24 protein-coding genes are annotated in these 25,113 nt (G+C 70.0%); 15 read left to right on the top strand and 9 right to left on the bottom strand.

Going from position 1 to position 25,113, the window contains the following annotated elements:
* Window positions 1-7: 7 nt before the first annotated feature.
* The 12 genes from ACX28W_RS30520 to ACX28W_RS30575 all read left to right on the top strand — a co-directional run bounded on the left by ACX28W_RS30520 (window position 8) and on the right by ACX28W_RS30575 (window position 13,780).
* Complete coding sequence (locus ACX28W_RS30520) at window positions 8-946, top strand: N-acetylneuraminate synthase family protein (RefSeq protein WP_459003000.1); 939 nt, start codon at window positions 8-10, stop codon at window positions 944-946.
* A gap of 59 nt (window positions 947-1,005) precedes the next feature.
* Window positions 1,006-2,160: a hypothetical protein gene (locus ACX28W_RS30525; RefSeq protein WP_459003001.1), complete on the top strand. Its 1,155-nt coding sequence runs from the start codon at window positions 1,006-1,008 to the stop codon at window positions 2,158-2,160.
* Between the two features lie 368 nt (window positions 2,161-2,528).
* Entirely contained in the window at window positions 2,529-3,836 is a 1,308-nt protein-coding gene (locus ACX28W_RS30530; RefSeq protein ID WP_459003002.1) for an amidohydrolase, read from the top strand.
* Between the two features lie 269 nt (window positions 3,837-4,105).
* Complete coding sequence (locus ACX28W_RS30535; protein ID WP_459003003.1) at window positions 4,106-5,161, top strand: BMP family lipoprotein; 1,056 nt, start codon at window positions 4,106-4,108, stop codon at window positions 5,159-5,161.
* A 318-nt stretch (window positions 5,162-5,479) separates the two neighbouring features.
* Window positions 5,480-6,529: a BMP family lipoprotein gene (locus tag ACX28W_RS30540; RefSeq protein ID WP_459003004.1), complete on the top strand. Its 1,050-nt coding sequence runs from the start codon at window positions 5,480-5,482 to the stop codon at window positions 6,527-6,529.
* 272 nt (window positions 6,530-6,801) lie between these two features.
* Entirely contained in the window at window positions 6,802-8,475 is a 1,674-nt protein-coding gene (locus tag ACX28W_RS30545) for an ABC transporter ATP-binding protein (RefSeq protein WP_459003005.1), read from the top strand.
* The gene (locus tag ACX28W_RS30550) at window positions 8,475-9,605 is read left to right on the top strand and encodes an ABC transporter permease (protein ID WP_459003006.1); all 1,131 of its coding nucleotides are present in this window, start codon (window positions 8,475-8,477) and stop codon (window positions 9,603-9,605) included. Before ACX28W_RS30545 ends, ACX28W_RS30550 begins: the two co-directional genes overlap by 1 nt.
* Window positions 9,602-10,867 (top strand): ABC transporter permease, encoded by a 1,266-nt coding sequence (locus ACX28W_RS30555; RefSeq protein WP_459003007.1) that lies wholly within the window; start codon window positions 9,602-9,604, stop codon window positions 10,865-10,867. Before ACX28W_RS30550 ends, ACX28W_RS30555 begins: the two co-directional genes overlap by 4 nt.
* Window positions 10,864-11,277: a cytidine deaminase gene (locus ACX28W_RS30560; RefSeq protein ID WP_459003008.1), complete on the top strand. Its 414-nt coding sequence runs from the start codon at window positions 10,864-10,866 to the stop codon at window positions 11,275-11,277. Before ACX28W_RS30555 ends, ACX28W_RS30560 begins: the two co-directional genes overlap by 4 nt.
* Before the next feature lie 121 nt (window positions 11,278-11,398).
* Window positions 11,399-12,682, top strand: a complete 1,284-nt coding sequence (locus tag ACX28W_RS30565; RefSeq protein WP_459003009.1) for a thymidine phosphorylase — start codon at window positions 11,399-11,401, stop codon at window positions 12,680-12,682.
* Window positions 12,683-12,778: 96 nt separating this feature from the next.
* Entirely contained in the window at window positions 12,779-13,363 is a 585-nt protein-coding gene (locus ACX28W_RS30570; RefSeq protein WP_459003010.1) for a Uma2 family endonuclease, read from the top strand.
* A 30-nt stretch (window positions 13,364-13,393) separates the two neighbouring features.
* Complete coding sequence (locus tag ACX28W_RS30575) at window positions 13,394-13,780, top strand: STAS domain-containing protein (RefSeq protein ID WP_459003011.1); 387 nt, start codon at window positions 13,394-13,396, stop codon at window positions 13,778-13,780.
* Here ACX28W_RS30575 and ACX28W_RS30580 read toward each other — a convergent pair.
* The 3 genes from ACX28W_RS30580 to ACX28W_RS30590 form a co-directional block, all read right to left on the bottom strand.
* The gene (locus tag ACX28W_RS30580; RefSeq protein WP_459003012.1) at window positions 13,673-14,671 is read right to left on the bottom strand and encodes a sigma-70 family RNA polymerase sigma factor; all 999 of its coding nucleotides are present in this window, start codon (window positions 14,669-14,671) and stop codon (window positions 13,673-13,675) included. The genes ACX28W_RS30575 and ACX28W_RS30580 overlap by 108 nt on opposite strands.
* Before the next feature lie 119 nt (window positions 14,672-14,790).
* On the bottom strand, window positions 14,791-15,939 hold the full coding sequence (dnaN, locus tag ACX28W_RS30585; protein WP_459003013.1) for a DNA polymerase III subunit beta: 1,149 nt from the start codon (window positions 15,937-15,939) through the stop codon (window positions 14,791-14,793).
* A 101-nt stretch (window positions 15,940-16,040) separates the two neighbouring features.
* Window positions 16,041-17,330, bottom strand: coding sequence for an MFS transporter (locus ACX28W_RS30590; protein ID WP_459003014.1), 1,290 nt, complete (start codon window positions 17,328-17,330; stop codon window positions 16,041-16,043).
* A gap of 62 nt (window positions 17,331-17,392) precedes the next feature.
* Here ACX28W_RS30590 and ACX28W_RS30595 point away from each other — a divergent pair, with 62 nt between their 5' ends.
* Window positions 17,393-18,346, top strand: coding sequence for a LysR family transcriptional regulator (locus ACX28W_RS30595; RefSeq protein ID WP_459003015.1), 954 nt, complete (start codon window positions 17,393-17,395; stop codon window positions 18,344-18,346).
* A 99-nt stretch (window positions 18,347-18,445) separates the two neighbouring features.
* Here ACX28W_RS30595 and ACX28W_RS30600 read toward each other — a convergent pair whose 3' ends face one another.
* The gene (locus ACX28W_RS30600) at window positions 18,446-19,207 is read right to left on the bottom strand and encodes an alpha/beta hydrolase family protein (protein ID WP_459003016.1); all 762 of its coding nucleotides are present in this window, start codon (window positions 19,205-19,207) and stop codon (window positions 18,446-18,448) included.
* Between the two features lie 113 nt (window positions 19,208-19,320).
* Between ACX28W_RS30600 and ACX28W_RS30605 the strand changes: the two genes are divergently transcribed.
* A complete protein-coding gene (locus ACX28W_RS30605) occupies window positions 19,321-20,475 on the top strand; it encodes an adenosine deaminase (protein ID WP_459003017.1) in 1,155 nt (384 codons plus the stop codon).
* A gap of 151 nt (window positions 20,476-20,626) precedes the next feature.
* On the top strand, window positions 20,627-20,986 hold the full coding sequence (locus tag ACX28W_RS30610) for an ATP-binding protein (RefSeq protein ID WP_459003019.1): 360 nt from the start codon (window positions 20,627-20,629) through the stop codon (window positions 20,984-20,986).
* A gap of 95 nt (window positions 20,987-21,081) precedes the next feature.
* Here the strand turns inward: ACX28W_RS30610 and ACX28W_RS30615 are convergent, their stop codons facing one another.
* From ACX28W_RS30615 to afsQ1, 5 genes are all read right to left on the bottom strand, one after another.
* Complete coding sequence (locus ACX28W_RS30615) at window positions 21,082-21,282, bottom strand: PspC domain-containing protein (protein ID WP_459003020.1); 201 nt, start codon at window positions 21,280-21,282, stop codon at window positions 21,082-21,084.
* Window positions 21,283-21,393: 111 nt separating this feature from the next.
* Window positions 21,394-21,945 (bottom strand): VanZ family protein, encoded by a 552-nt coding sequence (locus tag ACX28W_RS30620; RefSeq protein ID WP_459003021.1) that lies wholly within the window; start codon window positions 21,943-21,945, stop codon window positions 21,394-21,396.
* A gap of 196 nt (window positions 21,946-22,141) precedes the next feature.
* Window positions 22,142-22,762, bottom strand: coding sequence for a hypothetical protein (locus tag ACX28W_RS30625; RefSeq protein WP_459003022.1), 621 nt, complete (start codon window positions 22,760-22,762; stop codon window positions 22,142-22,144).
* Window positions 22,759-24,360, bottom strand: a complete 1,602-nt coding sequence (locus ACX28W_RS30630; protein WP_459003023.1) for an ATP-binding protein — start codon at window positions 24,358-24,360, stop codon at window positions 22,759-22,761. Before ACX28W_RS30630 ends, ACX28W_RS30625 begins: the two co-directional genes overlap by 4 nt.
* Window positions 24,357-25,034, bottom strand: coding sequence for a two-component system response regulator AfsQ1 (gene afsQ1 / locus ACX28W_RS30635; RefSeq protein ID WP_459003024.1), 678 nt, complete (start codon window positions 25,032-25,034; stop codon window positions 24,357-24,359). Before afsQ1 ends, ACX28W_RS30630 begins: the two co-directional genes overlap by 4 nt.
* Window positions 25,035-25,113: the final 79 nt, after the last annotated feature.

Raw genomic sequence — 25,113 nt, forward strand, 5'->3', positions numbered from 1 at the left:
TTCCACCATGAGCACCAACTCCCGTCTGCGCACCTTCGGTTCGAAGACCGCCGGCCCCGGCCACCCGGTCTACGTCGTCGGCGAGATCGGCATCAACCACAACGGCGAGCTCGAGAACGCCTTCAAGCTGATCGACGCGGCCGCCGAGGCCGGCTGCGACGCCGTCAAGTTCCAGAAGCGCACCCCGGAGATCTGCACCCCGCGCGACCAGTGGGACATCGAGCGCGACACCCCCTGGGGCCGCATGACCTACATCGACTACCGCCACCGCGTGGAGTTCGGTGAGGACGAGTACCGCCAGATCGACGAGTACGCCAAGAGCAAGAACATCGACTGGTTCGCCTCCCCGTGGGACACCGAGGCCGTCGCCTTCCTCGAGAAGTTCGACGTCCCGGCCCACAAGGTCGCCTCCGCGTCGCTGACCGACGACGAGCTGCTGCGCGCCCTGCGCGCCACCGGCCGTACGGTCATCCTCTCCACCGGCATGTCGACCCCGAAGCAGATCCGCCACGCGGTCGAGGTCCTCGGCAGCGACAACATCCTGATGTGCCACGCCACGTCGACGTACCCGGCGCAGGCGGAGGAGCTCAACCTCCGCGTCATCAACACCCTCCAGGCCGAGTACCCGAACGTCCCGATCGGCTACTCCGGCCACGAGACGGGCCTGCAGACCACGCTCGCCGCGGTCGCCCTCGGCGCCACCTTCGTCGAGCGTCACATCACCCTCGACCGCGCCATGTGGGGCTCGGACCAGGCCGCCTCCGTCGAGCCGCAGGGCCTCACGCGCCTCGTCCGCGACATCCGCACCATCGAGGCCTCCCTCGGTGACGGCGTCAAGAAGGTCTACGAGTCCGAGCTCGGCCCGATGAAGAAGCTGCGCCGCGTCACCGGCGTCGTCGCGGAGGCGGAGATCGCCGCGGCCGCCGGCGAACCGCTCTCGGTCTGAACAGCGGTCTGAACACCTTACGAATCGGTCATACGTCGACACGGGACGGTCAAACGCCGATGAGCCCCCGCGCCGGTTCCACCGGCCCCCACACTCTCGCCTTCGTCGAGAGTCCGGTACAACTCCTGAACGTGCTGGAGTGGGCACACGTCCATGCCCACCAGCCCGAGCAGGACAGTGCTCCCGCGCCCGACGCGGGCCCGGCGGCAGCGGCCGCCGGACCGCCGGGCACCGGGAGTGCCAAGGCGACCGGCGCGGGGCTCACCCTTGTCGTCCTCTCTCCCATCGACCCGATGACCCGCGGCCAACTGCGCCGGATGGCCGAACTGGCCCGCGACGAGGGCTACGAGGTCCGCTGGGAGGAGGCGCGCGGCGGCACCACGGCGCCCTTCCACACGATCGGCGGCCTCGCCCCGCTGCTGCGCAAGGCTCACCGCATCGTGATGGGAGACCCCTTCTCCCGCTATGTACAGCTCCTTCTGACCATCACCCGCGCCCGCGACCTGGTCGTCGTCGACGACGGCACGGCGACGATGGAGTTCGTCGCCCAACTCGCCCAGGGTGAACGCCTGGTGCGCTGGCACCGGCGCGGCGGTCGACCCGGACCCCGCGACGTGCTCTTCGCCCCGGTCTCGGCCTCGGCCCGCCGCCGTCTCACCCCGACCCGGTCCCGTACGGTCCAGGTCTTCTCCTCCATGCCCATCGAATCGGCACCGGACGGCGTCCGTATCACCGCCAACGACTTCTCCTGGACCCGGGCCCGCTTCGGCCCACCGCGCCTCACCAAGGGCGCGGACCTGGTCGGCACGTCCCTCGTCGAGACGGGAGTGGTCGACGCGGACCGCTACCTGGAGGCGGTCCAAGCACTCGCCAAGACCCACGGCGCGACCCGCTACTTCGCCCACCGCCGCGAGGCCACCGACAAGCTCCACCGCCTGGCCGTGGAAACGGGGCTGGAGATCGTCCGCCCCGACCTCCCCCTCGAACTGATCGCCCGCCGTGGCCCCATCGGCCGCACGATCCTGAGCTTCCCGTCGACGGTCGTGCACACGCTGCCGTTGGCCCTGGCCGGAACCGAGGTCCGTGTCGCCGTCTGCGACATCGACCCCAGCTGGCTGACGGAGAACGCCTCGCCGAGGGCACAGGGATTCCTGTCCGGTGTCACGGGAACGGCCCGGGACGTACACCGGCTGTCGGGGGTGACTTCGGCGTAGCCCGCGCCCGCCGGCGTCTGGAGCGGTGGTCGACCGAGGGTGGTGTCCTCGGATCGGTACGCATGATCTCGTGTGATCTGTGGGACCGTGGAGTACGGGAACGGGCTCGGACACCCCGAGCGCTTCCCGGTGGGAATCCGCGGGCAGCCCCGGCGGATGGGATCGAGCGCCGCCCGACAGCCCGGACCAGGGGTTGACCGCGGCCGGACCAAGATCTAATCGCCAGGAAAGACAGGCGAGTGTACCCATCTCCACCGACAGCTATGCGTCGCGCGGCCAGATTATCTTCCCCTAACGGGCTGAACTTTTGTTGATCGTGGGTCAGTCGGCCGACCCGTCGCCCTACCCTTCAAAGGGTGAACCAATTGATGTCCCGAGAGCCTGAGGCCGACCTCCCCGGGGAAGCGCCGCTCCCCGGCACGCTGCCCGAGTCGCTGCGCGGCGAACTCATCGCATTCCGGCGCGACTTGCACATGTACCCGGAGCTCGGCAACCAGGAGTTCCGCACCACCGCGGCGCTCAAGGCGCGCCTCGAGCAGGCGGGCCTCAAGCCGCGGGTGCTCGACACCGGGACGGGGCTCATGTGCGACATCGGGCTCGACGGCAGCGAGTGGGCCGACGGCGCGCGGGACAGCGACGCGCGGGACAGTGACACGCGAGACGGCGGCGCGCGAGGCGGCCGTGAGTGGGTCGGCGGCCGCCGCATGCTCGCTCTGCGCGCCGACATCGACGCCCTGCCCATCCCGGACACGAAGAGTGACTGCGCGTACCGCTCGACCGTGCCCGACCGTGCCCACGCGTGTGGGCACGACGTGCATACGACCGTCGTGCTCGGCGCCGGGCTCGTGCTCGCCGAACTGCACCGGCAGGGCCGACTGCCGCGCCCTGTGCGGCTGATCTTCCAGCCCGCGGAGGAGGTACTGCCCGGCGGCGCCTCCGACGCGATCGAGTCGGGCGTCCTCGAGGGCGTCGGACGGATCATCGGCGTGCACTGCGACCCGAAGGTCGACGCGGGGCGCATCGGCTTGCGGTACGGCGCCATCACCTCCGCATGCGACCGGCTCGAAGTCGCACTCGACGGCGCCGGCGGCCACACCGCCCGCCCCCACCTCACCACCGACCTCGTCACCGCCGCCGCCCGCGTCGCCATCGACGTCCCCGCACTGGTCGCCCGCCGCACCGACGCGCGCAGTGGGCTGGCCGTGACCTGGGGGCGCATCGAATCCGGGCACACCTGCAACGTGATCCCGAACCACGCCGAGCTCTCCGGGACCGTGCGCTGCCTGGACCTCGCGGCCTGGCGGGCCGCGCCCGACCTCGTGCACGCGGCCATCGACGAGATCGCGAACCTGTACCGGGCGAAGTCCGAGATCAACTACATCCGGGGCGTCCCGCCGGTCGTCAACGACCCGGCCGTCACCGACCTGCTGCGCGACGCCATGACCGCCCGGCGCGGGGCGCACTCCATCGAGGACACCGAGCAGAGCCTGGGCGGCGAGGACTTCTCCTGGTACCTGGAGCATGTGCCCGGCGCGATGGCCCGGCTCGGTGTGCGCACGCCCGGCGAGCGCGTTCCCCGCGACCTGCACCAGGGCGATTTCGACGCGGACGAGTCGGCGATCACGGTGGGCGTGGAACTCTTCACCGCGGCGGCCCTGCTCGACGCCGACGTGTGAGGGCCGGACGGGCGGGCGGCGGGCGGGACACTCGCCACCGCTCACCCCGTCACGTATACCGCGCCCTTCGCACACGGATCGTCACCGCCGCGGCAAGTGTTCTGTCCGCACATGCGCCTTTCGGTCCCATGGTTCACAGGGACGTAACCGGCCATCGGCACGAATGGATAACGGCCAGGCGAAACCCCGTTCCCTGAACTGTCTACGCGCGTTAATGTGCGCCGAACTCAGCACCCACTGCGGGGCTTTGGAGAATGGGGAACCTTCAGATGCGTCGGATATCCAGACTGACACGCGTCGCGGTGGGGGTCGCGTCGCTTGCACTCGCGGCCACGGCCTGCGGCGGCACCAGCGACGAGGCGGGCGACGACAGCAGCAGCGCGAGCAGCGCAGGCAAGGGTCTCGCCATCGCGTACGACATCGGCGGCAAGGGCGACCAGTCCTTCAACGACGCGGCGTACGCGGGCCTGGAGAAGGCGAAGACGGAGTTCGGTTACGACACCGAAGACATCGAGCCCACCGACGGTGAGACCGACGCCGACAAGGAGCTGCGTCTCTCCTCGCTGGCCAAGCAGGGCTACAACCCGGTCATCGGCATCGGGTTCGCCTACGGCCCCGCGCTGGAGGCGGTCGCCAGCAAGTACCCGGACACCACCTTCGGCATCGTGGACTCGGTGGTCGAGGGCGACAACGTGGCGTCCCTGGTCTTCGCCGAGCAGGAGGCCTCGTACCTCGCCGGTGTCGCCGCCGCCAAGGCCACCAAGACCAACACGGTCGGCTTCGTGGGCGGTGTGGACATTCCGCTCATCCACAAGTTCGAGGCGGGCTACAAGCAGGGTGTCGAGGACACCAACTCCAAGGTCAAGGTCATCTCGCAGTACCTGACGCAGACCGCCGAGGAGGGTGGCTTCTCCAGCCCGGACAAGGGCAAGGCCGCCGCCGAGGGCCAGATCGAGAAGAAGGCCGACGTCGTCTACCAGGCCGCCGGCCTGTCGGGCCAGGGTGTGATCGAGGCCGCCGCCAAGGCGAAGGTCTGGGCGATCGGTGTCGACTCCGACCAGTACCAGCAGGAGGCGCTGGCCGCGCACAAGGACTACATCCTGACCTCCGCGCTCAAGGACGTCGGTGGCGCCGTGTACTCGCTCGCCAAGTCCGTCAAGGACGGCAAGCCGCTGACCGGTACGCAGACCTTCGACCTGAAGGTGGACGGCGTCGGTCTCGCCGACAGCAACCCGAAGATGGCGGAGATCTCCGGCCTCGCCGACGCCGTGGCCAAGGCCAAGGCGTCCATCATCGACGGCACGATCAAGGTCAAGACCGAGTAGTCGAGCGGCGAACGCAGTCACCACGCAGTCACGCGGAGCGGGCGGGTACCCAAGGTGCCCGCCCGCTCTCGTGTCCGGCAGCTTTCGTGCCCGCCCGCTCGCGCGCCCTGCCGCTTTCGTGCCCCCTGGGCAGGGTCACCCACAGCCACCGGATCTTTGCGGTCGGCAAGCCTTTGTCCGGCGGACGCGTGTCGTCGGGCACAGCCGCATAACAAGGTGGACAGAAGGGGTTTTCTAGTTGGTCTACGCGCGTTAATCTGCGGCGAAGCCAGCGCCGAAATCGTACCGTCAGGCGCTTGTACGACAGGAGCACAACACATGCGCCGGGTTCCCCGCATCGCGCTCGCAGGCGCCGCGACCGCGTCTTTCGCCCTCGTTCTGTCCGCCTGTGGCGGCACCTCGACCTCCGCCGGCTCGTCGGACTCGAAGGCGGACCTGGGTCTCGCCATCGCGTACGACATCGGCGGCAAGGGCGACCAGTCCTTCAACGACGCGGCGTACGCGGGTCTGGAGAAGGCGAAGACGGAGTTCGGTTACGAGACCGAAGACGTGGAGCCCACGGACGGCGAGACGGACGCGGACAAGACGCAACGCCTGGTCTCGCTGGCCAAGAAGGGCTACAACCCGGTCATCGGCATCGGCTACGCCTACGGGCCGGCCATCAAGGAGGCCGCGGAGAAGTACCCCGACACCACCTTCGGCATCGTCGACGACTCCACGGTCGAGTCGGCGAACGTCGCGGACCTCGTCTTCTCCGAGGAGGAGGCCTCGTACCTCGCCGGTGTCGCCGCGGCCAAGGCCACCAAGACGAACACGGTCGGCTTCGTGGGCGGTGTGGACGTTCCGCTGATCCACAAGTTCGGGGCGGGCTTCGAGCAGGGCGTCAAGGACACGAACCCCAAGGTCAAGGTTCTGTCGCAGTACCTGACGCAGACCGCCGAGGAGGGTGGCTTCTCCAGCCCGGACAAGGGCAAGACGGCCGCCGAGGGCCAGATCGAGAAGAAGGCCGACGTCGTCTACGCGGCGGCCGGTCTGTCCGGTCAGGGTGTCATCGAGGCCGCCTCCGCCAACAAGGTGTGGGCGATCGGCGTCGACTCCGACCAGTACCAGCAGGAAGCGCTGAGCGCGTACAAGGACTCCATCCTGACCTCCGCGACCAAGGACGTCGCCAAGGCGGTCTACAGCCTTGCGAAGTCGGTCGAGGACGGCAATCCCGAGACCGGTATCGTTCGGGGCGACCTGAAGTCCGGTGAGGTCGGCCTCGCCGACTCCAACCCTGAGTTCAAGAGCAACACCGCTGTCCAGGAAGCCGTCGCGGCGGCCAAGGAAAAGATCATCAGCGGCGAGATCAAGGTCAAGTCCAGCTGACGAGCAAGACCTCAGGACCGCTGAGCGGCTCCGGGGAAGTTCAGGTGGGTCCTTCGGGGCCGCCCGCTCTTCCCCGGAGCCGCTTAGTAACCGCGGGGTTACGTCCGCTCAACGGGATGCGGGGAGCCTGGCTCTCCGTATCCCGTTCTCGCGGCGCGTCGCCCCTTATGTTGCCGTAGGGGCGCTACGCGCGTAGACGACCCCCTTTCCCTTCAGGAGAGTGCGCCATCAACGCGTCCAGCAGCCCTCCGGCCGGCGCGGTCAACGGTCAGGTGACCGCAGTCGAACTCGCCGGGATCACCAAGCGATTCCCCGGCGTCGTGGCCAACCACGACATCCACCTCAGCGTCCGCCAGGGCACCGTCCACGCCCTCGTCGGCGAGAACGGTGCCGGCAAGTCGACGCTGATGAAGATTCTCTACGGCATGCAGAAGCCGGACGAGGGCACCATCGCCGTCGGCGGCGAGCAGATCACCTTCTCGTCGCCCGCCGACGCCATCGCACGCGGCATCGGCATGGTCCACCAGCACTTCATGCTCGCCGACAACCTCACCGTCCTGGAGAACGTCGTCCTGGGCAGCGAGAAGCTGTACGGCATCGGCGCCAAGGCCCGCCGCAAGATCATGGAGATCTCCCAGCGTTACGGTCTCGGCGTGCGCCCCGACGTCCTGGTCGAGGACCTCGGCGTCGCCGAACGGCAGCGTGTGGAGATCCTCAAGGTCCTCTACCGCGGCGCCCGCATCCTGATCCTGGACGAGCCCACCGCCGTACTCGTGCCGCAGGAGGTCGACGCGCTCTTCGACAACCTGCGCGAGCTGAAGGCCGAGGGTCTGTCGGTCATCTTCATCTCGCACAAGCTGGGCGAGGTCCTGTCGGTCGCCGACGACATCACGGTCATCCGACGCGGTACGACGGTCGGCACGGCCGTTCCGTCCGAGACCACCCCGCGTCAGCTCGCCGAGCTGATGGTGGGCAGCGAGCTGCCCACCCCGGAGACCGCCGAGTCCACCGTCACCGACAAGCCGGTCATCGAGGTCAAGCGCCTCACGGCCTTCGCCAGCGGCCACGCCTCCCTCGGCGAGCTCGCCGAGCCGACGGCGGACAGCGGCCTGGTCACGGAGGACACGGCCGAGACCGCCGCCGCGGTGCGGCGCGTCCTCGACGACGTCACCTTCACCATCCACGCGGGCGAGGTCATGGGCATCGCCGGCGTCGAGGGCAACGGCCAGACCGAGCTCATCGACGCGCTGATCGGCCTCAAGCGCGCCGCCTTGGGCTCCGTCTCCTTCCTCGGTGAGGACATCACCGCCTGGTCCACCCGCAAGCGCCGCGAGGGCGGCATCGGCTACATCCCCGAGGACCGCCACCGCCACGGCCTGCTCCTGGAGGCCCCCCTCTGGGAGAACCGCATCCTCGGCCACGTCACCGAGAAGCCCAACGCGAAGGGCATCTGGATCGACATCAAGGGCGCCCAGGAGGACACCAAGCGGATCGTCAAGGAGTACGACGTCCGCACCCCCGGCATCGACGTCACCGCGGCCTCCCTGTCCGGCGGCAACCAGCAGAAGCTGATCGTCGGCCGGGAGATGAGCCACAAGCCGCGCTTCCTGATCGCCGCCCACCCCACCCGCGGTGTGGACGTCGGCGCACAGGCCCAGATCTGGGACCAGATCCGTGAGGCCCGCCGCGAGGGTCTCGCCGTCCTGCTGATCTCCGCCGACCTGGACGAGCTGATCGGGCTGTCCGACACCCTGCGGGTGATCTACAACGGCAAGTTGGTCGCGGACGCAGACCCCGCCACCATCACCCCGGAGGAGCTCGGCTCGGCCATGACCGGCGCCGCCACCGGACACCTGGAGAACGAAGAGCTCGCCGAACAGGTGGAGCTCGAAGAACAATCCGAAACCCCCGACGCCCCGGATGCCCCGGAAGACGAGGCCCGCTGATGAAGAAGTTCGACAAGGAGCGCCTGCTCCTCGCGGTGGCCGGGCCGGTCATCGCGCTCGTCGTGGCCGTGGCGCTGACCTCGGTCGTGCTGATCGCCTCGGGCAAGAACCCGATCGAGCCGTACACGATCATGTTCGAGCAGGCCACGTTCTCCGACATCCAGGTCCTGATCATCAACCAGGCCTCGATGTACTACATCGCGGCGCTCGCGGTGGCCATCGGCTTCCGGATGAACCTGTTCAACATCGGTGTGGACGGGCAGTACCAGCTCGCCGCCATGATGGCCGCGGTCGTCGGCGCCCATGCCGCGCTGCCGGCGGTCCTCCAGGTCCCGCTGCTGATCCTGACCGCGGTCCTCACCGGCGCGTTCTGGGCCGGCATCGCCGGTGTCCTCAAGGTCACCCGCGGCGTCAGCGAGGTCGTCGCGACGATCATGCTGAACGCGATCGCGACCTCCCTCATCGCCTACCTGTGGCTGCCCGACGTCTTCGGCGTCAAGGTCGGCAACAACAACACCACCGGCGAGATGCACGAGTCCGGCTGGGTGCCCGGCTTCGACATGGGTGAGGCCGGCGAGATCTACGGCCTCGTCGTCCTCGCGGCGCTGCTCGGCATCGGCTACTGGGTCGTCCTCAACCGCACCCGCTTCGGCTTCGACCTGCGCGCCTCGGGCGCCTCGGAGACCGCCGCCGCGGCCAGCGGTGTGAACCCCAAGCGCATGGTGCTCACCGCCATGCTGGTCTCCGGCGGTCTGGCCGGCCTCGCGGGCCTGCCGATCCTGCTCGGCGACTCGCACACGTACAACCTGAACTTCCCGACCGGCATCGGCTTCCTGGGCATCGGCATCGCCCTGCTCGGCCGCAACAGCCCCACGGGCATCGCCTTCGCGGCCCTGCTGTGGGCCTGGCTCGACAAGGCGTCCCAGGACCTCGACTACCAGGGCTACGACAAAGAGATCGCGGTCATCATGCAGGGCCTGATCGTGATCGCGGTCGTCGTCTCGTACGAGGCCGTACGCGAGTGGGGTCTGCGCCGCCAGCAGCGCCGCGTCGGCGCGGAGCTGGCCGCCGGCCACGTCCTCGGCGCCTCCTCTGACAACAACACCGAGAAGGAGGTGGCGGGCCGATGACCACCGCAACCGACGTCAAGCAGCCCAAACTGCGATCCGCGGCACCCGGCGGCCGCCGGCTGACGCTCCCCGTCCTTCTGCTGGTCATCGCCGGCGGTCTGGCGCTGACCTCCCTCGTCCGCATCATCACCGGCGCCGACGGCATCACCAACGTCAGCCAGATGTCCACCGCGCTCCAGCTGGCCGTCCCGATCGGCCTGGCCGGTCTCGGCGGTCTGTGGGCCGAACGCGCGGGCGTCGTCAACATCGGCCTCGAAGGCATGATGATCCTCGGCACCTGGTTCGGCGCCTGGGCCGGCTACCAGTGGGGCCCGTGGACCGGCGTCCTCATCGGCATCATCGGCGGCTGTATCGGCGGTCTGCTGCACGCGATCGTCACCGTCACCTTCAACGTCAACCACATCGTCTCCGGTGTGGCCATCAACATCCTCGCGCTCGGCGCCACCCGCTACCTCGCGCCGCTCGCCTTCGAAGGCGTCCAGGGCGGCTCGGCCAAGCAGTCCCCGCCGGTCGACTCGCTCGGCCACTTCACGGTGCCAGGACTGTCCGACTGGCTCACCACCCTCAATTCCAAGGGCTGGTTCTTCCTCTCGGACATCGCGGGACTGCTCGGCGGCCTGGTCACCAACGTCTCCTGGCTGACCCTCATCGCCGTGGCACTGATCCCCGCCACCTGGTGGATCCTGTGGCGCACCGCGTTCGGCCTGCGGCTGCGGTCCTGTGGTGAGAACCCGGTCGCGGCCGAGTCGCTCGGCGTCAACGTCTACAAGTACAAGTACCTGGCCGTGATCATCTCCGGCGGTCTGGCCGGCCTCGGCGGCGTCTTCCTCTCCATCGTCGCCAACCCCTTCTACCTGGAGGGCCAGACCAGCGGTCGCGGCTACATCGGTCTCGCCGCGATGATCTTCGGCAACTGGATGCCGGGCGGGCTCGCCATCGGCGCCGGTCTGTTCGGCTACACCGACAGCCTCAACCTGCGCGGTGGCTCCGAGAACGTCCACGCGCTGCTGCTGCTCGGCGCCATCCTGCTGGTCATCGGCGCGGTCTGGCTGGTGATCCGGAAGAAGTACGTGCCCGCCGTGATCACCCTGGTCATCGGCGTGCTGGTGTTCCTCTGGTACGCCCTCACCAACGAGGTCCCCAACCAGGTCGTCTCCGCCACCCCGTACGTCATCACGCTGCTCGTCCTCTCCCTGTCCGCCCAGCGTCTGCGGATGCCCAAGGCGGACGGTCTGCCGTACCGGAAGGGGCAGGGCAAGTGACCTCCGCCGACGAGGGCCGCGACGCCGTCGACTGGGACGCCCTGCGGGAGCTCGCGCGGGACGCCATGTCCCGTGCGTACGCCCCGTACTCGGGCTACCCCGTCGGTGTCGCGGCGCTCGTCGACGACGGCCGGACCGTCTCCGGCTGCAACGTCGAGAACGCCTCGTACGGGCTCGGGCTGTGCGCCGAGTGCGGTCTGGTCTCCCAGTTGCAGAACACCGGGGGCGGCAGGCTGACGCACTTCACCTGCGTCGACGGGCGGGGCGAGATCCTCGTGCCGTGCGGGCGCTGCCGTCAGCTGCTGTTCGAGTTCGGCGGGCCCGAACTGCTCCTGGAGACCCCGGCCGGAATCCTGCCGCTCTCCGAGATGCTGCCGCAGGCCTTCGGGCCGGAGCATCTGACCCAGTAACTCCCGTGCGGCCCCTCCTTACGACTGACGACCGACGACCGACGACTGACGACTGACGAGCGTCGAGTGTCGATCGGCTCGGAGGGGCCGCGCATTTTCGGAAGCCTTCGGAAGGAAAGCCATGGCCATGGACGCCGTCTCCGTCATCCGCACCAAGCGGGACCGCGGTGAGCTCAGCGACGCGCAGATCGACTGGGTCATCGACGCGTACACCCGCGGCGAGGTCGCCGACTACCAGATGGCCGCCCTCAACATGGCGATCCTGCTCAACGGCATGAACCGTCGTGAGATCGCCCGCTGGACCGCCGCGATGATCGCCTCGGGCGAGCGTATGGAGTTCTCCTCGCTGTCCCGCCCGACCGCCGACAAGCACTCCACGGGCGGCGTCGGCGACAAGATCACGCTTCCGCTCGCGCCCTTGGTGGCGGCGTGTGGCGCGGCGGTCCCACAGCTGTCCGGGCGCGGCCTCGGCCACACCGGCGGCACGCTCGACAAGCTGGAGTCGATCCCCGGCTGGCGCGCGCTGCTGTCGAACGAGGAGATGCTGCACGTCCTCGACACCACCGGCGCGGTGATCTGCGCGGCGGGCGACGGCCTGGCTCCCGCGGACAAGAAGCTGTACGCGCTGCGCGACGTGACGGGAACGGTGGAGGCGATCCCTCTCATCGCTTCCTCCATCATGTCCAAGAAGATCGCCGAGGGCACCGGCTCGCTGGTCCTGGACGTGAAGGTCGGCACCGGCGCCTTCATGAAGACCATCGAGGACGCCCGTGAACTCGCCTCCACGATGGTCGGCCTCGGCACCGACCACGGCGTCAAGACGGTCGCGCTCCTGACCGACATGTCGACGCCGCTGGGCCTGACGGCGGGCAACGCCCTGGAGGTCCGCGAGTCGGTGGAGGTCCTGGCGGGCGGTGGCCCGGCCGACGTCGTCGACCTCACCATCGCCCTGGCCCGCGAGATGCTGGACGCGGCGGGCGTGAAGGACGCCGACCCGGCGAAGGCGCTCGCCGACGGTTCCGCGATGGACGTCTGGCGCCGCATGATCGCGGCCCAGGGCGGCGACCCGGACGCCGAGCTGCCCACGTCCCGCGAGCAGCATGTGGTGACGGCCCCGTCCTCCGGTGTCCTGACCCGCCTCGACGCGTACGACATCGGCATCGCCGCCTGGCGCCTGGGTGCCGGACGCGCCCGCAAGGAGGACCCGGTGCAGGCCGCCGCGGGCGTCGAACTGCACGCCAAGCCGGGCGACACCGTCACCGCGGGCCAGCCCCTCCTGACCCTCCACACGGACACCCCGGAGCGCTTCGAGTACGCCCTCGAGTCGGTGGACGGCTCGTACGACATCGCGGCGGCGGGCACGGACTTCACGGCCACGCCGGTCGTGCTGGAACGTATCGCCTGAGCTGCGCTTCTCCCTTTCGGGTGAACGGGATCGGTGGACCGCCGCCGGTCCCGTTTCGGCGTGCTGGAGTCGGTGACGCACCGATAGGAGACCTCCGTGAGCGCATTCACTGTCAGCGAGGACCCCGACCAGAGCTGGGACGACCTCGTCCGGTTCTGGGAGGAGATGGAATGGCCTGAGGGCAGCAAGGTGGAGATCGTCGAGGGGATCATCACGGTGGCACCTGCTCCCGCGTGCCGCCACCACGTGATCGCGGCATGCATCCAGCGCCGCCTCTACTCCGTGATCCCCGAGGACTGGGGAGTCTTCCAGAGGCTGGCCATCGTCGTGCCGCCGCGCCTGGGCATGCTCATGCCGGACATCGTGGTGGCTCCGCTGCGGGAGGGCACGGGGACGGACACCCACATTCCGGCCGCCCTGGCCGAACTCGTCGTCGAGGTCACCTCCAAGTCCAACGCTCGCCACGACCGCATCAGCAAACCGGCCACTTACGCCACCGCGGGCATCCCGCTCTACCTCCTCGTCGACCGCTGGGCGCCCGAAGGCCCCACCGCGACGCTCTACGGAGAACCGAAGGGCGAGGTCTACCGCCCGCTCAGCACCGCAAAGTTCGGCGAGGCCATCAAGCTCCCCGCCCCCTTCGACCTCGTCATCGACACCGGTGAGTTCCCCGCCGAGTAACGGCAGACCACGCCCCGGCCGCCCCCTCCGATGAGTTCCGCGCCCCCGGTCGGTCTACTGACCGTGGACGCCAAGGAACCCGCCGTACTCGTGCTGCCCGGCCCCGTCGCCCGTGACGAGGTGCCGAGGCTCTGCGACGACGTGCGGGCGCGGCTGGAAGCGACCCGGGCCGGGGTCGTCGTCTGCGATGTCGCGGGGCTCGGGCCGCCCGGTCTGGGCACGGTCGACGTGCTGGCCAGGATGGAGCTGGCCGCACGGCGGGCCGGGGGCCGCATACGTCTGCGCGACCCCGCCCCGCCCCTGCGCGCCCTACTCGATCTGGTGGGCCTCCGCTTCGAGATGGAGGGGCAGGCCGAAGAGTGGGAACCAGCGCTTGGTGTCGAGGAAGCAGTGGAACCCGGTGATCCGGCCGCCTGAGATCTCCAGGGCCTGAATCGCCCAGGCGCTGAAGCCGCCCTCGGGGTCCGGCTTGTAGTGCGCGAAGCCCGGCAGACCGTTCACCGACACCGGCCGCAGGCGCGAGCCCGCGCAGGAGGCGCCCAGCGTCGTCATGAAGCCGGTGATGTCGGCCGTGCCGCGCAGCCACAGGTCGAACGGCGGCATCGTCATGACCGCGTCCTCGTGGAGCAGCGCCGTCAGCGCCGCCATGTCGTACCCCTCGAACGCGGCCACGTACCGCTCCAGGAGCTTCTGCTGTTCCTCGTCGAGCGGGTCGGAGACGGCGCCCTCGGTGCCTTCGCTCTCCGCGAGGGTCGCGCGGGCCCGCTGGAGCGCGCTGTTGACCGAGGCGACCGAGGTGCCGAGCAGCTCGGCGACCTCGCTCGCCTTCCACGCGAGGACCTCGCGCAGGATGAGCACGGCCCGCTGCTTGGGCGGCAGCTGCTGCAGGGCGGCCATGAAGGCGAGGCGCACCGACTCCTTGGCCACCGCCGCCTCGGCCGGGTCGCTGATCGTCGGCAGTACGCGGGCGTCGGGCATCGGCTCCAGCCAGGTGTTGTCCGGGCGCGGGGTGAGGGCCGCCTGGGCCAGCGGCGAGGGGCCGGTCAGATCCATCGGACGCGCCCTCTTGTTGCCCGCGTTCAGCATGTCCAGACACACGTTCGTCGCGATGCGGTACAGCCAGGAGCGGATCGACGAGCGGCCCTCGAACTTGTCGTAGCTCCGCCAGGCGCGGACCATCGTGTCCTGCACCGCGTCCTCCGCCTCGAAGGAGGAGCCGAGCATCCGATAGCAGTACCCGGTCAGCTCGATCCGGTGCTTCTCCAGTCGGACGTCCAGGTCTGTCGTCGTCGCCGTACCGTCGCTCATGGCCAACCCACCCCTGTGGCTTTCCCGTCGCACCGCCTTGCCGGCGCGTCTTTGCGCCAGCACTTCGGAAGCTACCGCAGCCCACTGACAATGGCCCCCGGAGTGGCAAAAAGCGCAGGTCAGACCAGTTGCTTCACGGACATGAGCAGATGCCGATGCCCTGCGCCCGGCTCAGCACCGGATGCGGTCCCGGCCTCACTGAGCAGCGCCCGTTGCCCCGGCCCCAACAGCTCCACCCGTACCCGCGGCGCCTCGAAGGAGTTCAGGGCGTCCAGCAGATACGCCGGGTTGAAGGCCACCGTCACCTCGTCCGCGCCGGTCAGCGTGGCCGACAGCCGCTGGGAGGCCACGTCGTCGGCGTAACCGGCGCGCAGCAGCACGGATCCCCCCTCGGCGCCGGAGAAGTCCAGCCGCACCGGACTGTTCTCCTCGGCGACCACGGCCACCCGCCGCACGGCCTCCGCCAGCGCCCCGCACTCCACCTCCGCGACCGCCGCGTCCGGCACCGAGAACAGCGAGCCGTGCCGCGGCAGCCGCCCCTCCATCAGCCGCACGGCCGTGCGCATCGACCCGCCCTCGAAGCCGATCATGCCGCTCATGCCGCCACCCGCAGGGGTGAACCCGATGCGTACGTCACCGCAGCGGGCCAGCGAGCGGGCGATCTCGTGCAGCCGCCGCGCGGGCAGCAGCGCCTCCACTGCCTCGTCGAGAGCCGCTTGCGGCTTCCAGGGCAGGGTGCGCACCGCGTACCGGTAACGGTCCGACGCGGACAGCGTCATCTCCTCGCCGGACAGGCGCAGTTGTACGCCGGTGAGAACCGGCAGGGTGTCGTCGCGCCCGGCGGCCACGGCGACCTGGGACACGGCGGTCGCGAACGCGGCGGCGTCCACGGTGCCCCGCGGCTCGGGCGGCACGGGCAGCACGGGGTACTCGTCCGTGGGCAGCGTCGACAGCCCGAACCGGGTGCCGCCCGCCTCCACCGTGAACCGTGAGCCCTCCACCGCGCAGTTCACCGGCCCCTCGGGCAGGACCCGGCAGATGTCCAGCAGCCTGCGGCCCAGGACGAGCACCTGCCCGGCCGCCCCCGTCTCGGCGTCGGTCTCGATGCGGGCCGCCGCCTCGAAGTCGAACCCGGAGATGCTCAGCCGCCCCCGACCGGCCTCCAGGAGCAGTCCGCCCAGCACCGGTACGGGTGAGCGCGCGGGCAGCGTACGGGCCGCCCAGGCCACGGCTTCGGCGAAGTCGCCGCGATCGGTCCGGAACTCCATGAACAATCCCCCTGCTCGGGCCAGTTGATCGAGCGGAGGTTATGCGCCACCGCTGACAACGGGCTCCGACCAGGGGGAACGTACGAGCCGAAGGGCAGGTCTCAGTGCGCCAGCGCCGGCTTGCTCCGGGCCTGCACCCGCGCCGCGTGCGACCCGAACACCGTGATCGACACGACGCCGAGGACCGCGAGCAGTCCGAGCGTCACCGTGCCGGCCCAGCCGCCCGCGTGGAAGGCGACGGCGCCGAGGGTGCTGCCGGCGCTGGAGCCGATGTAGTAGGCGGACTGGTAGAGGGCGGACGCCTGTGCGCGGCCCTGGGTGGCGGTGTGGCTCACCGACGACGAGGCGACCGCGTGGCCCGCGAAGAAGCCCGCGGTGATCAGGACCAGACCGAGCAGGACCAGTATCAGCGAGTCGGCCAGCGACAGGATCAGACCGGCGGTGGTCGTGCCGCCCGCCAGGTACAGGGAGCCGCGGCGGCCCAGCCGGGCGACCAGCGTGCCCGCCGTGGACGCCGAGACCGTACCGACCAGATAGACCAGGAAGATCGAGCCGATGATGCCCTGGGGGAGGGAGAACGGGGCGTCGGTCAAGCGGTAGCCGATCACCGTGTAGACCCCGCCGAAGACCGTCATGAACAGCGCGCCGATGGCGTACAGACGGCACAGCAGCGGGTTCGCGAGGTGTTCGCGGACCGTGCGGGCCAGCACCCGCGGCCGCAGCGAACCCGGCGTGAAGTGCTTCGGCGCGGGCAGCAGCAGCCGGAAGGCCACCGCGCAGGCCACGGCGATCGCCCCGATCGTGCCGACGGCCACCCGCCAGCCCCACTCCTGCGCGACCCAGCCGGTGATGACCCGGCCGCTCATCCCGCCGACGCTGTTGCCCGCGACGAACAGACCGATCGCGGTGATCAGCGCCTTGGGCCGGACCTCCTCGGCCAGATACGCGGTCGCCGACGCCGGAAGTCCGGCGAGGGCCGCGCCCTGGATCGCCCGCAGCGCCACCAGCGCGCCGATCGACGGGGCGAAGGGGACAAGGATGCCGACGCCCACCGCGACCGCCAGCGACGCCGTCATGACCGTACGCCGTCCGAACCGCTCCGAAAGGGCGCTCATCGGCAGGACGAACAGGGCCAGTGCGCCCGTCGCGGCCGACACCGTCCAGCTCGCCTCGCTCGCGGTGACCCCGAAGTCCGAGGAGACGAGTGGGAGGAGGGCCTGGGTGGAGTAGAGGAGCGCGAAGGTCGCGACACCCGCGAGGAAGAGGGCGAAGCTCATCCGGCGGTAGCCGGGCCCGCCCGGGGCCATACGGGAGTCGACGACAGGGACGGAGGCGGTGACGGAAGCGGTGGCGCCCACGGTGGTGGACGCCCCGGTACTGGCGGAAGGCATGCTTCGAACCTAAGGACCCGCCGCTCATCCGTCCAATGCATGGAAACGCCATAATCGTTCCCATGGCGCATCAGCAGAGGTCACAGGCTCACCTGTCACCGTCCAGTGACACAGAAGACATTGTCGCGGTGCTTGCTCCACGCCTCGCGTACTTCGCCGGGGTCGCCCGCACCGAGCACGTCACGAGGGCCGCGCAGGAGATGCAGGTCCCGCAGTCGACGCTGTCGCGGGCCATGGTCCGGCTCGAACAGGACCTGGGCGTGGACCTGTTCGCTCGCCGTGGCCGTACGGTCTCCCTCACTCCCGCGGGCCGTACGTTCCTCGCCTCCGTCGAACGCGCCCTCGCCGAGATCGAGCGCGCCGCCGACGAGGTGCGCGCGGACGCCGACCAGGCCACCGGCAAGGTCGCGTTCGGCTTCCTGCACACCATGGGGTCGGAAACGGTCCCCGGGCTCATCCGCGCCTTCCGCGCCGACCACCCCCGCGTCCGCTTCAGCCTCGTCCAGAACTACGGCGAGGCGATGCTGGAGGGGTTGCGCTCGGGAGAGCTGGACCTGTGTCTGACCTCGCCGGTACCGGACGCGCCCGACCTGGTGGGCCGCCGCCTCGACGAACAGAAGCTCCGGCTCGTGGTCCCGGCCGACCACCGTCTCGCCGCCCGTAAACGGATCCGGCTCGCCGAGGCCGCCGACGAGACGTTCGTGACCCTCGAGCCCGGCTACGGTATGCGCCGCATCACCGACGACCTCTGCCAGGAGGCCGGCTTCAAGCCGCGGATCGCCTTCGAGGGGGAGGAGGCGGAGACGCTACGAGGCCTGGTCGCCGCCGGTCTCGGGGTCGCCCTCCTGCCGCCGCCGGCCGTCGCCCGCCCCGGAGTCGTCGAACTGACGGTGACCGCCCCGCGCGCGGTGCGCGAGATCGGCGTCGCCTGGCTCGACGGCCACCCGGACACGCCACCCGTGGCCGCCTTCAAGAAGTTCCTGCTGTCGAGAAGGGGCCACCTGCTCCCGGACTGACGGCGCCGGGAGCGCCCCGCGGGGGAGCGGGGCCGTGACCGGGCGCGGCTCCGCCGCGTGGGCGCGACCGTCCCCCACGAACCGCAGAAGACGCACGACTCAGCGACGCGACGCCTTCCCGAACCCGGAGGCGAGCGGCATCCGCAACCCCAACGGCGGCGGTGCCGCGAACGCGTCCTCGACCGGGCGCGCGAAGTCACGCCCGAACAGCGCGCCCATGACGAAGTCCTCGGCCAGCGCGTGGACTTCGGACCGGTACTGGTGCAGCCCGTGCCCGTCGGAGTGGACCTCGAAGCGGCAGATGTCGCGGTGGGACTTCTTGGCGCGCGCCGCGAGCCGGAAGGACAGCTCCGGGTCGGTGCGCTCGTCGTTGGTGCCGTGCACGATCAGCACGCGTCGCCCGGCGAGCTGTTTCACCGGTTCGGGTGGCGCCGCCACGTCCGCCTCGGGCAGCCAAGGTGCGAGCGCCAGCACCGAGTTGACGGCGCTGTGCCCGGCCGCGCGCAGCGCCGCCCGGCCTCCCATGTTCACCCCGACGAGGCACACCGGGACGTCTCCATAGCGGCGTACGACCTCGTCGGCGGCCCAGGACGCGTCGCCCGCGAGATGCGCCTCGCTGCCGTTCCAGCCGCGATAGCGGTAGTGCACCACGTGGCCGACCAGGCCTTCCGTGCGCCCCGCGCGCGTGAGACGGCGCCCCAACGTCCTTACGGAGGCGGCCGACAGCATGGGGGAGGGCCTGCGGGCGGAGATCTCGTCGCCGCCGGGGAGCAGCAGAACCACTCCGCTGACCGCCGTCGGCTCGGTGCCGAGCGCCTTCCCCAGCCGTGTCCTGCGAACCGGCGTCGCTTGCGTTGCCATGTCAGAACAGTGTCAGAAGTGGTGGTGTACGCCACCCGTCCGCAGGGTCACCGTTACATATCGACGGATCGGCGCGACAGGAGATCTACGCGCGTAGGGGCTACAGTGCGAAAATGACGAGCCAGATCCGGAACACCCCGAGCTCGGAGCAGATCCGCCGGGCGCCCAAGGTCCTGCTGCACGATCACCTCGACGGGGGCCTGCGCCCCGGGACGATCGTCGAACTCGCCCACGCCACAGGCTACTCGAGCCTCCCCGAGAGCGACCCCGACAAACTCGGCGTGTGGTTCCGCGAGGCCGCCGACTCCGGATCCCTGGAGCGATACCTGGAGACCTTCGCCCACACCTGTGCCGTCATGCAGACCCGTGAGGCGCTCGTACGGGTCGCAGCCGAGTGCGCCGAGGACCTCGCCGAGGACGGTGTCGTGTACGCCGAGGTGCGGTACGCGCCCGAGCAGCACCTCGAGACGGGGCTCACCCTCGAAGAGGTCGTCGAGGCGGTCAACGAGGGTTTCCGGGAGGGCGAGCGGCGCGCGCGGGAGAACGGCCACCGGATTCGGGTGGGCGCCCTGCTGACCGCCATGCGGCACGCGGCCCGCGCGCTGGAGATCGCGGAACTGGCCAACCGCTACCGGGACCTGGGCGTCGTCGGCTTCGACATCGCCGGTGCCGAGGCCGGGTTCCCGCCCACCCGGCACCTCGACGCGTTCGAGTACCTCAAGCGGGAGAACAACCACTTCACCATCCACGCCGGCGAGGGCTTCGGCCTTCCGTCCATCTGGCAGGCGCTCCAGTGGTGCGGCGCCGACCGGCTCGGCCACGGCGTCCGGATCATCGACGACATCCAGGTCGCGGCGGACGGCTCGGTGAAGCTCGGGCGGCTCGCGTCGTACGTCCGCGACAAGCGGATCCCGCTGGAGCTGTGCCCCAGCTCCAACCTCCAGACCGGCGCAGCCGATTCCTATGCGGACCACCCGATCGGGCTGCTCCGGCGGCTGCATTTCCGGGCCACGGTGAACACCGATAATCGGCTCATGTCGGGAACGAGCATGAGTCGCGAATTCGAGCATCTTGTCGAGGTGTTCGGTTATTCGCTCGACGACGTGCAGTGGTTCTCGGTCAATGCTATGAAGTCGGCATTCATTCCTTTCGATGAAAGACTGGCCATGATCAATGACGTGATCAAACCCGGATATGCGGAACTTAAATCCGAATGGCTGTTCCAGCAGACCGCCTCCACCAGCGGTTCTTTGGAGGATCAGGCCTGATCGGAGGGATGGGAGCCAGCCGGTTCTTCACTTCTCCCTCGTTCCTCCTTCATGACTCGACTGCTTTTGATGTTTGCGGAGGAGGGGCTTGCGTGTTTACGGTTTTGGACCGCTCACATTCCCGTCACACGGATCCAAGGACGCATTGCATATGAAGCAGTCTGCTGCCAAGACCCTCGGTGTCGCCGCTCTCGGTGCTGCCTTCGCCGCCGTCGGCACCGGTGCCGCGAACGCCGCGCCGGCCGTGCCGGACACCTCCAAGGCGCTGGACACCGTCACCCGGACGCTGCCCGCGCAGAACGCCGCGTCGACACTCCCCGGTTCGGGGAAGGCGGTGACCAAGGGGAAGAGCACGCGCGGCACGGGTCGGGACGCGGCCCAGTCGGCCGCCAAGAAGAAGGCCGCCGCCGAGAAGCGGCTCGCCGGCGGGCCGACCACGCCGGTGGGCGGGCTGCTCGGAGGACTGCCCCTGAAGGGCCTGCCGGTGGTGAACGGGCTGCCGCTCGGCTGAGTCCACCGCTGTACGAACGCCGGTGGGGCGCACTCTGTTCGGGGTGCGCCCCACCGGCGTGTCGCGCTGTTCGGTGAGGGAGGTGGGCACGGTGACTACCAGGCAGTGCGGGCCTTGTCCTCGGACGGGAACAGGATCCACAGCGCTATGTAGAGCAGGAACTGCGGGCCCGGGAGCAGGCAGGAGAGCACGAAGATCACGCGCATCGTGGTCGCGGAGGTGCCGAAGCGGTGCGCCAGCGCGGCGCACACTCCGCCGATCATGCGGCCGTTGGTGGGGCGGGCGAGGCGGGACATGGCGGCTCCTTCGTGAACCGTGGGTGGTTGAGTGCCGGAGGGTGTGGTTCCCGGCTTCGTTGTCTTCAACGTCCTCAACGCTATGGTGACGAAGGGGGGCGAAGCGTCGCTCTACGGTGCGATCCCGACCCTGGGAATCGTCGGGGTCCGACCCTGAGGCGCGTCCTCCCGACGGAGGGCCGCGCGACGTCGAGTCTCGGCCCGGCGGCGGAGCCTGGCCCTGGTGGCGGGCACGATCGCGAGGTGGGCCAGGGCCACGCCGACGGTGTTGAGCAGCAGCGAGTCGACGTCCACGACCTGGCCGGGGACGCCGGTCTGCAGGAGTTCGATGCCCAGGGAGAGCAGGGCGCCCGCGGCGACCGTGCGGACCAGGGAGCCGAGCGGGGAGGCGGCGAGCCTGCCGCCGGCCATCGGGAGCAGTACGCCGAGTGGGGCGAGCAGGGCGAGGCCCTCCGCGATACGGCGGGCGGCCTCGGCGGGGCCGAGATCGAGGTCGGCTCTGATACTGGCGAACGGGCGTAGGTTCGCGGGGCTCACCCAGGGGACGTTCAGGGGGCGCAGTGTGATCCAGGCGACGAGCGCGAGGTGCGCGACGAGGAGGAGGACTCCTGCCGCACGGACGCGGATCGCGGCGCTGCCGCCGCCTTCGCCTTGACGTTGCACGCCTCCCAAGACGCGGTGTTCGGCGGGATCGGTTCCGGGTTGTTGGTGAGCTTGGGGCCGGCGGGTGAGGGATGCGCCACATGGACGGGGTGGTTGGCTCGCTCCCGCCGCCCCTCCCCTCCCCCACGCTCTCGGCTTCGCTCGAGCAGGGGGGACCTCCATGACGGGCTGGGATGCCTGGCGGGGGCGAGAACCCTCAGGTGCCGTCGACCGTCGTGGACGGAGGGGACTTCGTCGCGGGGGCGGAGCGGACGTCGGGGGTGCACTCGTAGCGCCGTAGGGGGCCCGTGTCGGGGCCGAGGACGACCGAGCCGTCGTCCTGGGCGGCGGCGGAGTCGGAGAAGGTGCAGACGATCTGGGCGAGGGCGGCGGACGTCAGGTCCTGCGGAGGGGTGCTCAGCCGGAGCGTGCCCTCCGGGTCCTTGGGCCCGGGACCGCTCACCGTCATGCCGCCGCGCACGTCCGTCGTGTAGCCCGCCTGCTGCTCGGGTGTGGAGGGTGTTTCGGAGAGCTCGTCGAGGAGCCCCTGTGCCACCAGAACACGCCGCGCCGCCTCCGCCGTACCGTCGGGAACGCTCACGGACCGGTCGACCGTCACCAGTTGCCCGGAGCAGAGCAGGAAGACCTGGACCGGGACGCCGTGCGAGGTCTGCGTGGAGATGTCCTGGCCGGACAGGGCACACGGCACCCGGGAGGGCGCCGGGCCGAAGTCCGTCGGGACCTGGGTGGAGCGGATGCCGCAGCCCGCGAGCAGCGCGACCAGCAGCGCGACCGGCAGTGCGGCGGTCGGCCAAAGTGGACGTCGTACGGTCGTCATCCGGCGGTGCCCTCCGTTCCCTTCCCCTTCCCGGTCCCGTTCCCGGTCCCGTTTCCGTTCCGCTCGCGCTCGTCGTCGGCGAGCAGCTCCGACGTGTCCTGCGGGAGCCGGAGCGTGAACACCGCGCCCCCCTTGGGCGCGTTCGCCGCGGTGATCTCGCCTCCGTGGATGTGCGCGTTCTCCAGCGCGATGGAGAGGCCGAGACCGCTGCCCTCCGAGCGGGGGCGCGACGCGCTCGCCTTGTAGAAGCGGTCGAAGACGTGCGGGAGGACGTCCTCGGGGATACCGGGCCCGTGGTCCTGCACCTCGATGACCAGGTCGTCCGTTTCCATGCGGACCGACACACGGACCGGACTGCCGCCGTGCTTGAGCGCGTTGCCGATCAGGTTCGCCAGGATCACGTCCAGGCGGCGCGGGTCGAGGCGCGCCATGATGCCCCGCTCCGCGTCCAGTTCCACCGCGTCCAGCCAGGCGCGTGCGTCGATGCACGCGGTGATCTGGTCGGCGATGTCCACGTCGTCCAGGACGAGTCGGGCGGTGCCCGCGTCGAAGCGAGTGACCTCCATGAGGTTCTCGACGAGGTCGCCCAGGCGGCGGGTCTCGCTGACGACGAGCCGTACGGCCGGTTCGATCATCGGGTCGACGCTGCCCGTCTCCGCGTCCAGTTCCTCTTCGAGGACTTCGGTGACGGCGGTGATCGCCGTCAGGGGAGTGCGGAGTTCGTGCGACATGTCCGCCACGAAGCGGCGGGAGGCCTCCTCCCGCGCGCTCATGTCCGCCACCCGCTTCTCCAGGGCTTCTGCCGTCCGGTTGAACGTGCGGGCGAGGTCGGCGAGTTCATCGGTCCCCGACACCCGCAGCCGGGTGTCGAGCTTGCCCTCGCCGAGGCGGCGGGCGGCGGTGCCCAGGCGGTGCACCGGCTTGAGGACCGTCGTCGCGGCGGCCTGGGCCAGCAGCGCCGAGCCGATCAGCGCCAGGCCGGTGGCGATACCGAGCGACCAGGCCAGGGAGTTGAGGTCCTTGGCCTCCGGCTCCAGCGACTTGAGCATGTATCCGGTCGTCGTGCCACCGATCACCTTCGCGCCGCCCACGAGGTACGGCTTGTCGTGGTCGGTGATCCGCTGCCAGTACAGGTGATGAGCGGACTTGTTGTTCGAGGTGAGCGGCTGCTCCTTGTTCACCGCCTTCTGGAGGGACTCGGGTACGTCCTCCAGCGTGAAGGCGTCCAGCTCGGAGTTGCCTACGACGGTCTTGCCGCTCTCGTCCTCGGCGATCAGCAGCACGCTGAAGCGCTGGCTGCTGCTCGCCATCTGTCCGGCCGTGCGCTGCAGTTCGTCCTGCGCCGGGTGCACCGGCAACAGGCTCGCGTGATTGCGCATCTCCTGCTCGAAGTCGCGCAGCACCGCGTCCTGCGTACGCGTCAGCACGGCCTCGCGGTTGAGCCAGTAGGCGATGCCCGACGCCGATACCGCGGCCGTGAGCGCGACGAGCCCGAACACCACGACCAGGCGCAGCCGCAGACTGGTGAAGCGCAGACCCGCCAGTAGCGCCTTGCGCGCCGCGGCCCAGCCGCGGAGCTTGTCGTGCGGTTTGGTCACTGAGGAGAGTCCAGTCGGTAGCCGACCCCGCGGACCGTGCGGATCAGGGTGGGCGAGGAGGGGACGTCCTCGACCTTCGCGCGCAGGCGCTGGACGCACGCGTCCACCAGACGTGAGTCGCCCAGGTAGTCGTGCTCCCAGACCAGGCGCAGCAACTGCTGCCGGGACAGGGCCTGTCCGGGCCGCCGGCTCAGCTCGAGGAGCAGCCGCAGCTCGGTGGGCGTCAGTTGCAGATCCTCGCCGTTCTTGGTGACCGTCATCGCCGCGCGGTCGATGACGAGGGAGCCGAAGGTCGCCGAGTCGGTGGCCTCGCGTTCCCCGCGCCGCAGGACGGCCCTGATACGGGCGTCGAGCACCCGGCCCTGCACGGGTTTCACGACATAGTCGTCGGCGCCGGACTCGAGCCCGACCACGATGTCGATGTCGTCGCTGCGCGCGGTCAGCAGAATGATCGGCAGCTGGTCCGTGCGCCGGATGCGTCGGCACACCTCGAACCCGTCGATGCCGGGCAGCATCACGTCCAGCACGATCAGATCCGGCCGCTGCTCACGCAGTAGTTTCAGACCGTCCTCGCCGGTGGCAGCGGTGGCCACACGGTGGCCCTGGCGCGTCAAAGAGAGCTCCAGGGCCGTACGGATGGCGTCGTCGTCCTCGATCAGCAACAGGGAAGGCACGGACGTCATTCTGGCCCATGGTGGGGGAGTCTTTCGACAGTTGGAGCGCTCCCACCCATCTCTCGCACAGAAGGGGCCA

The sequence above is a fragment of the Streptomyces sp. SD15 genome, from assembly GCF_054462255.1.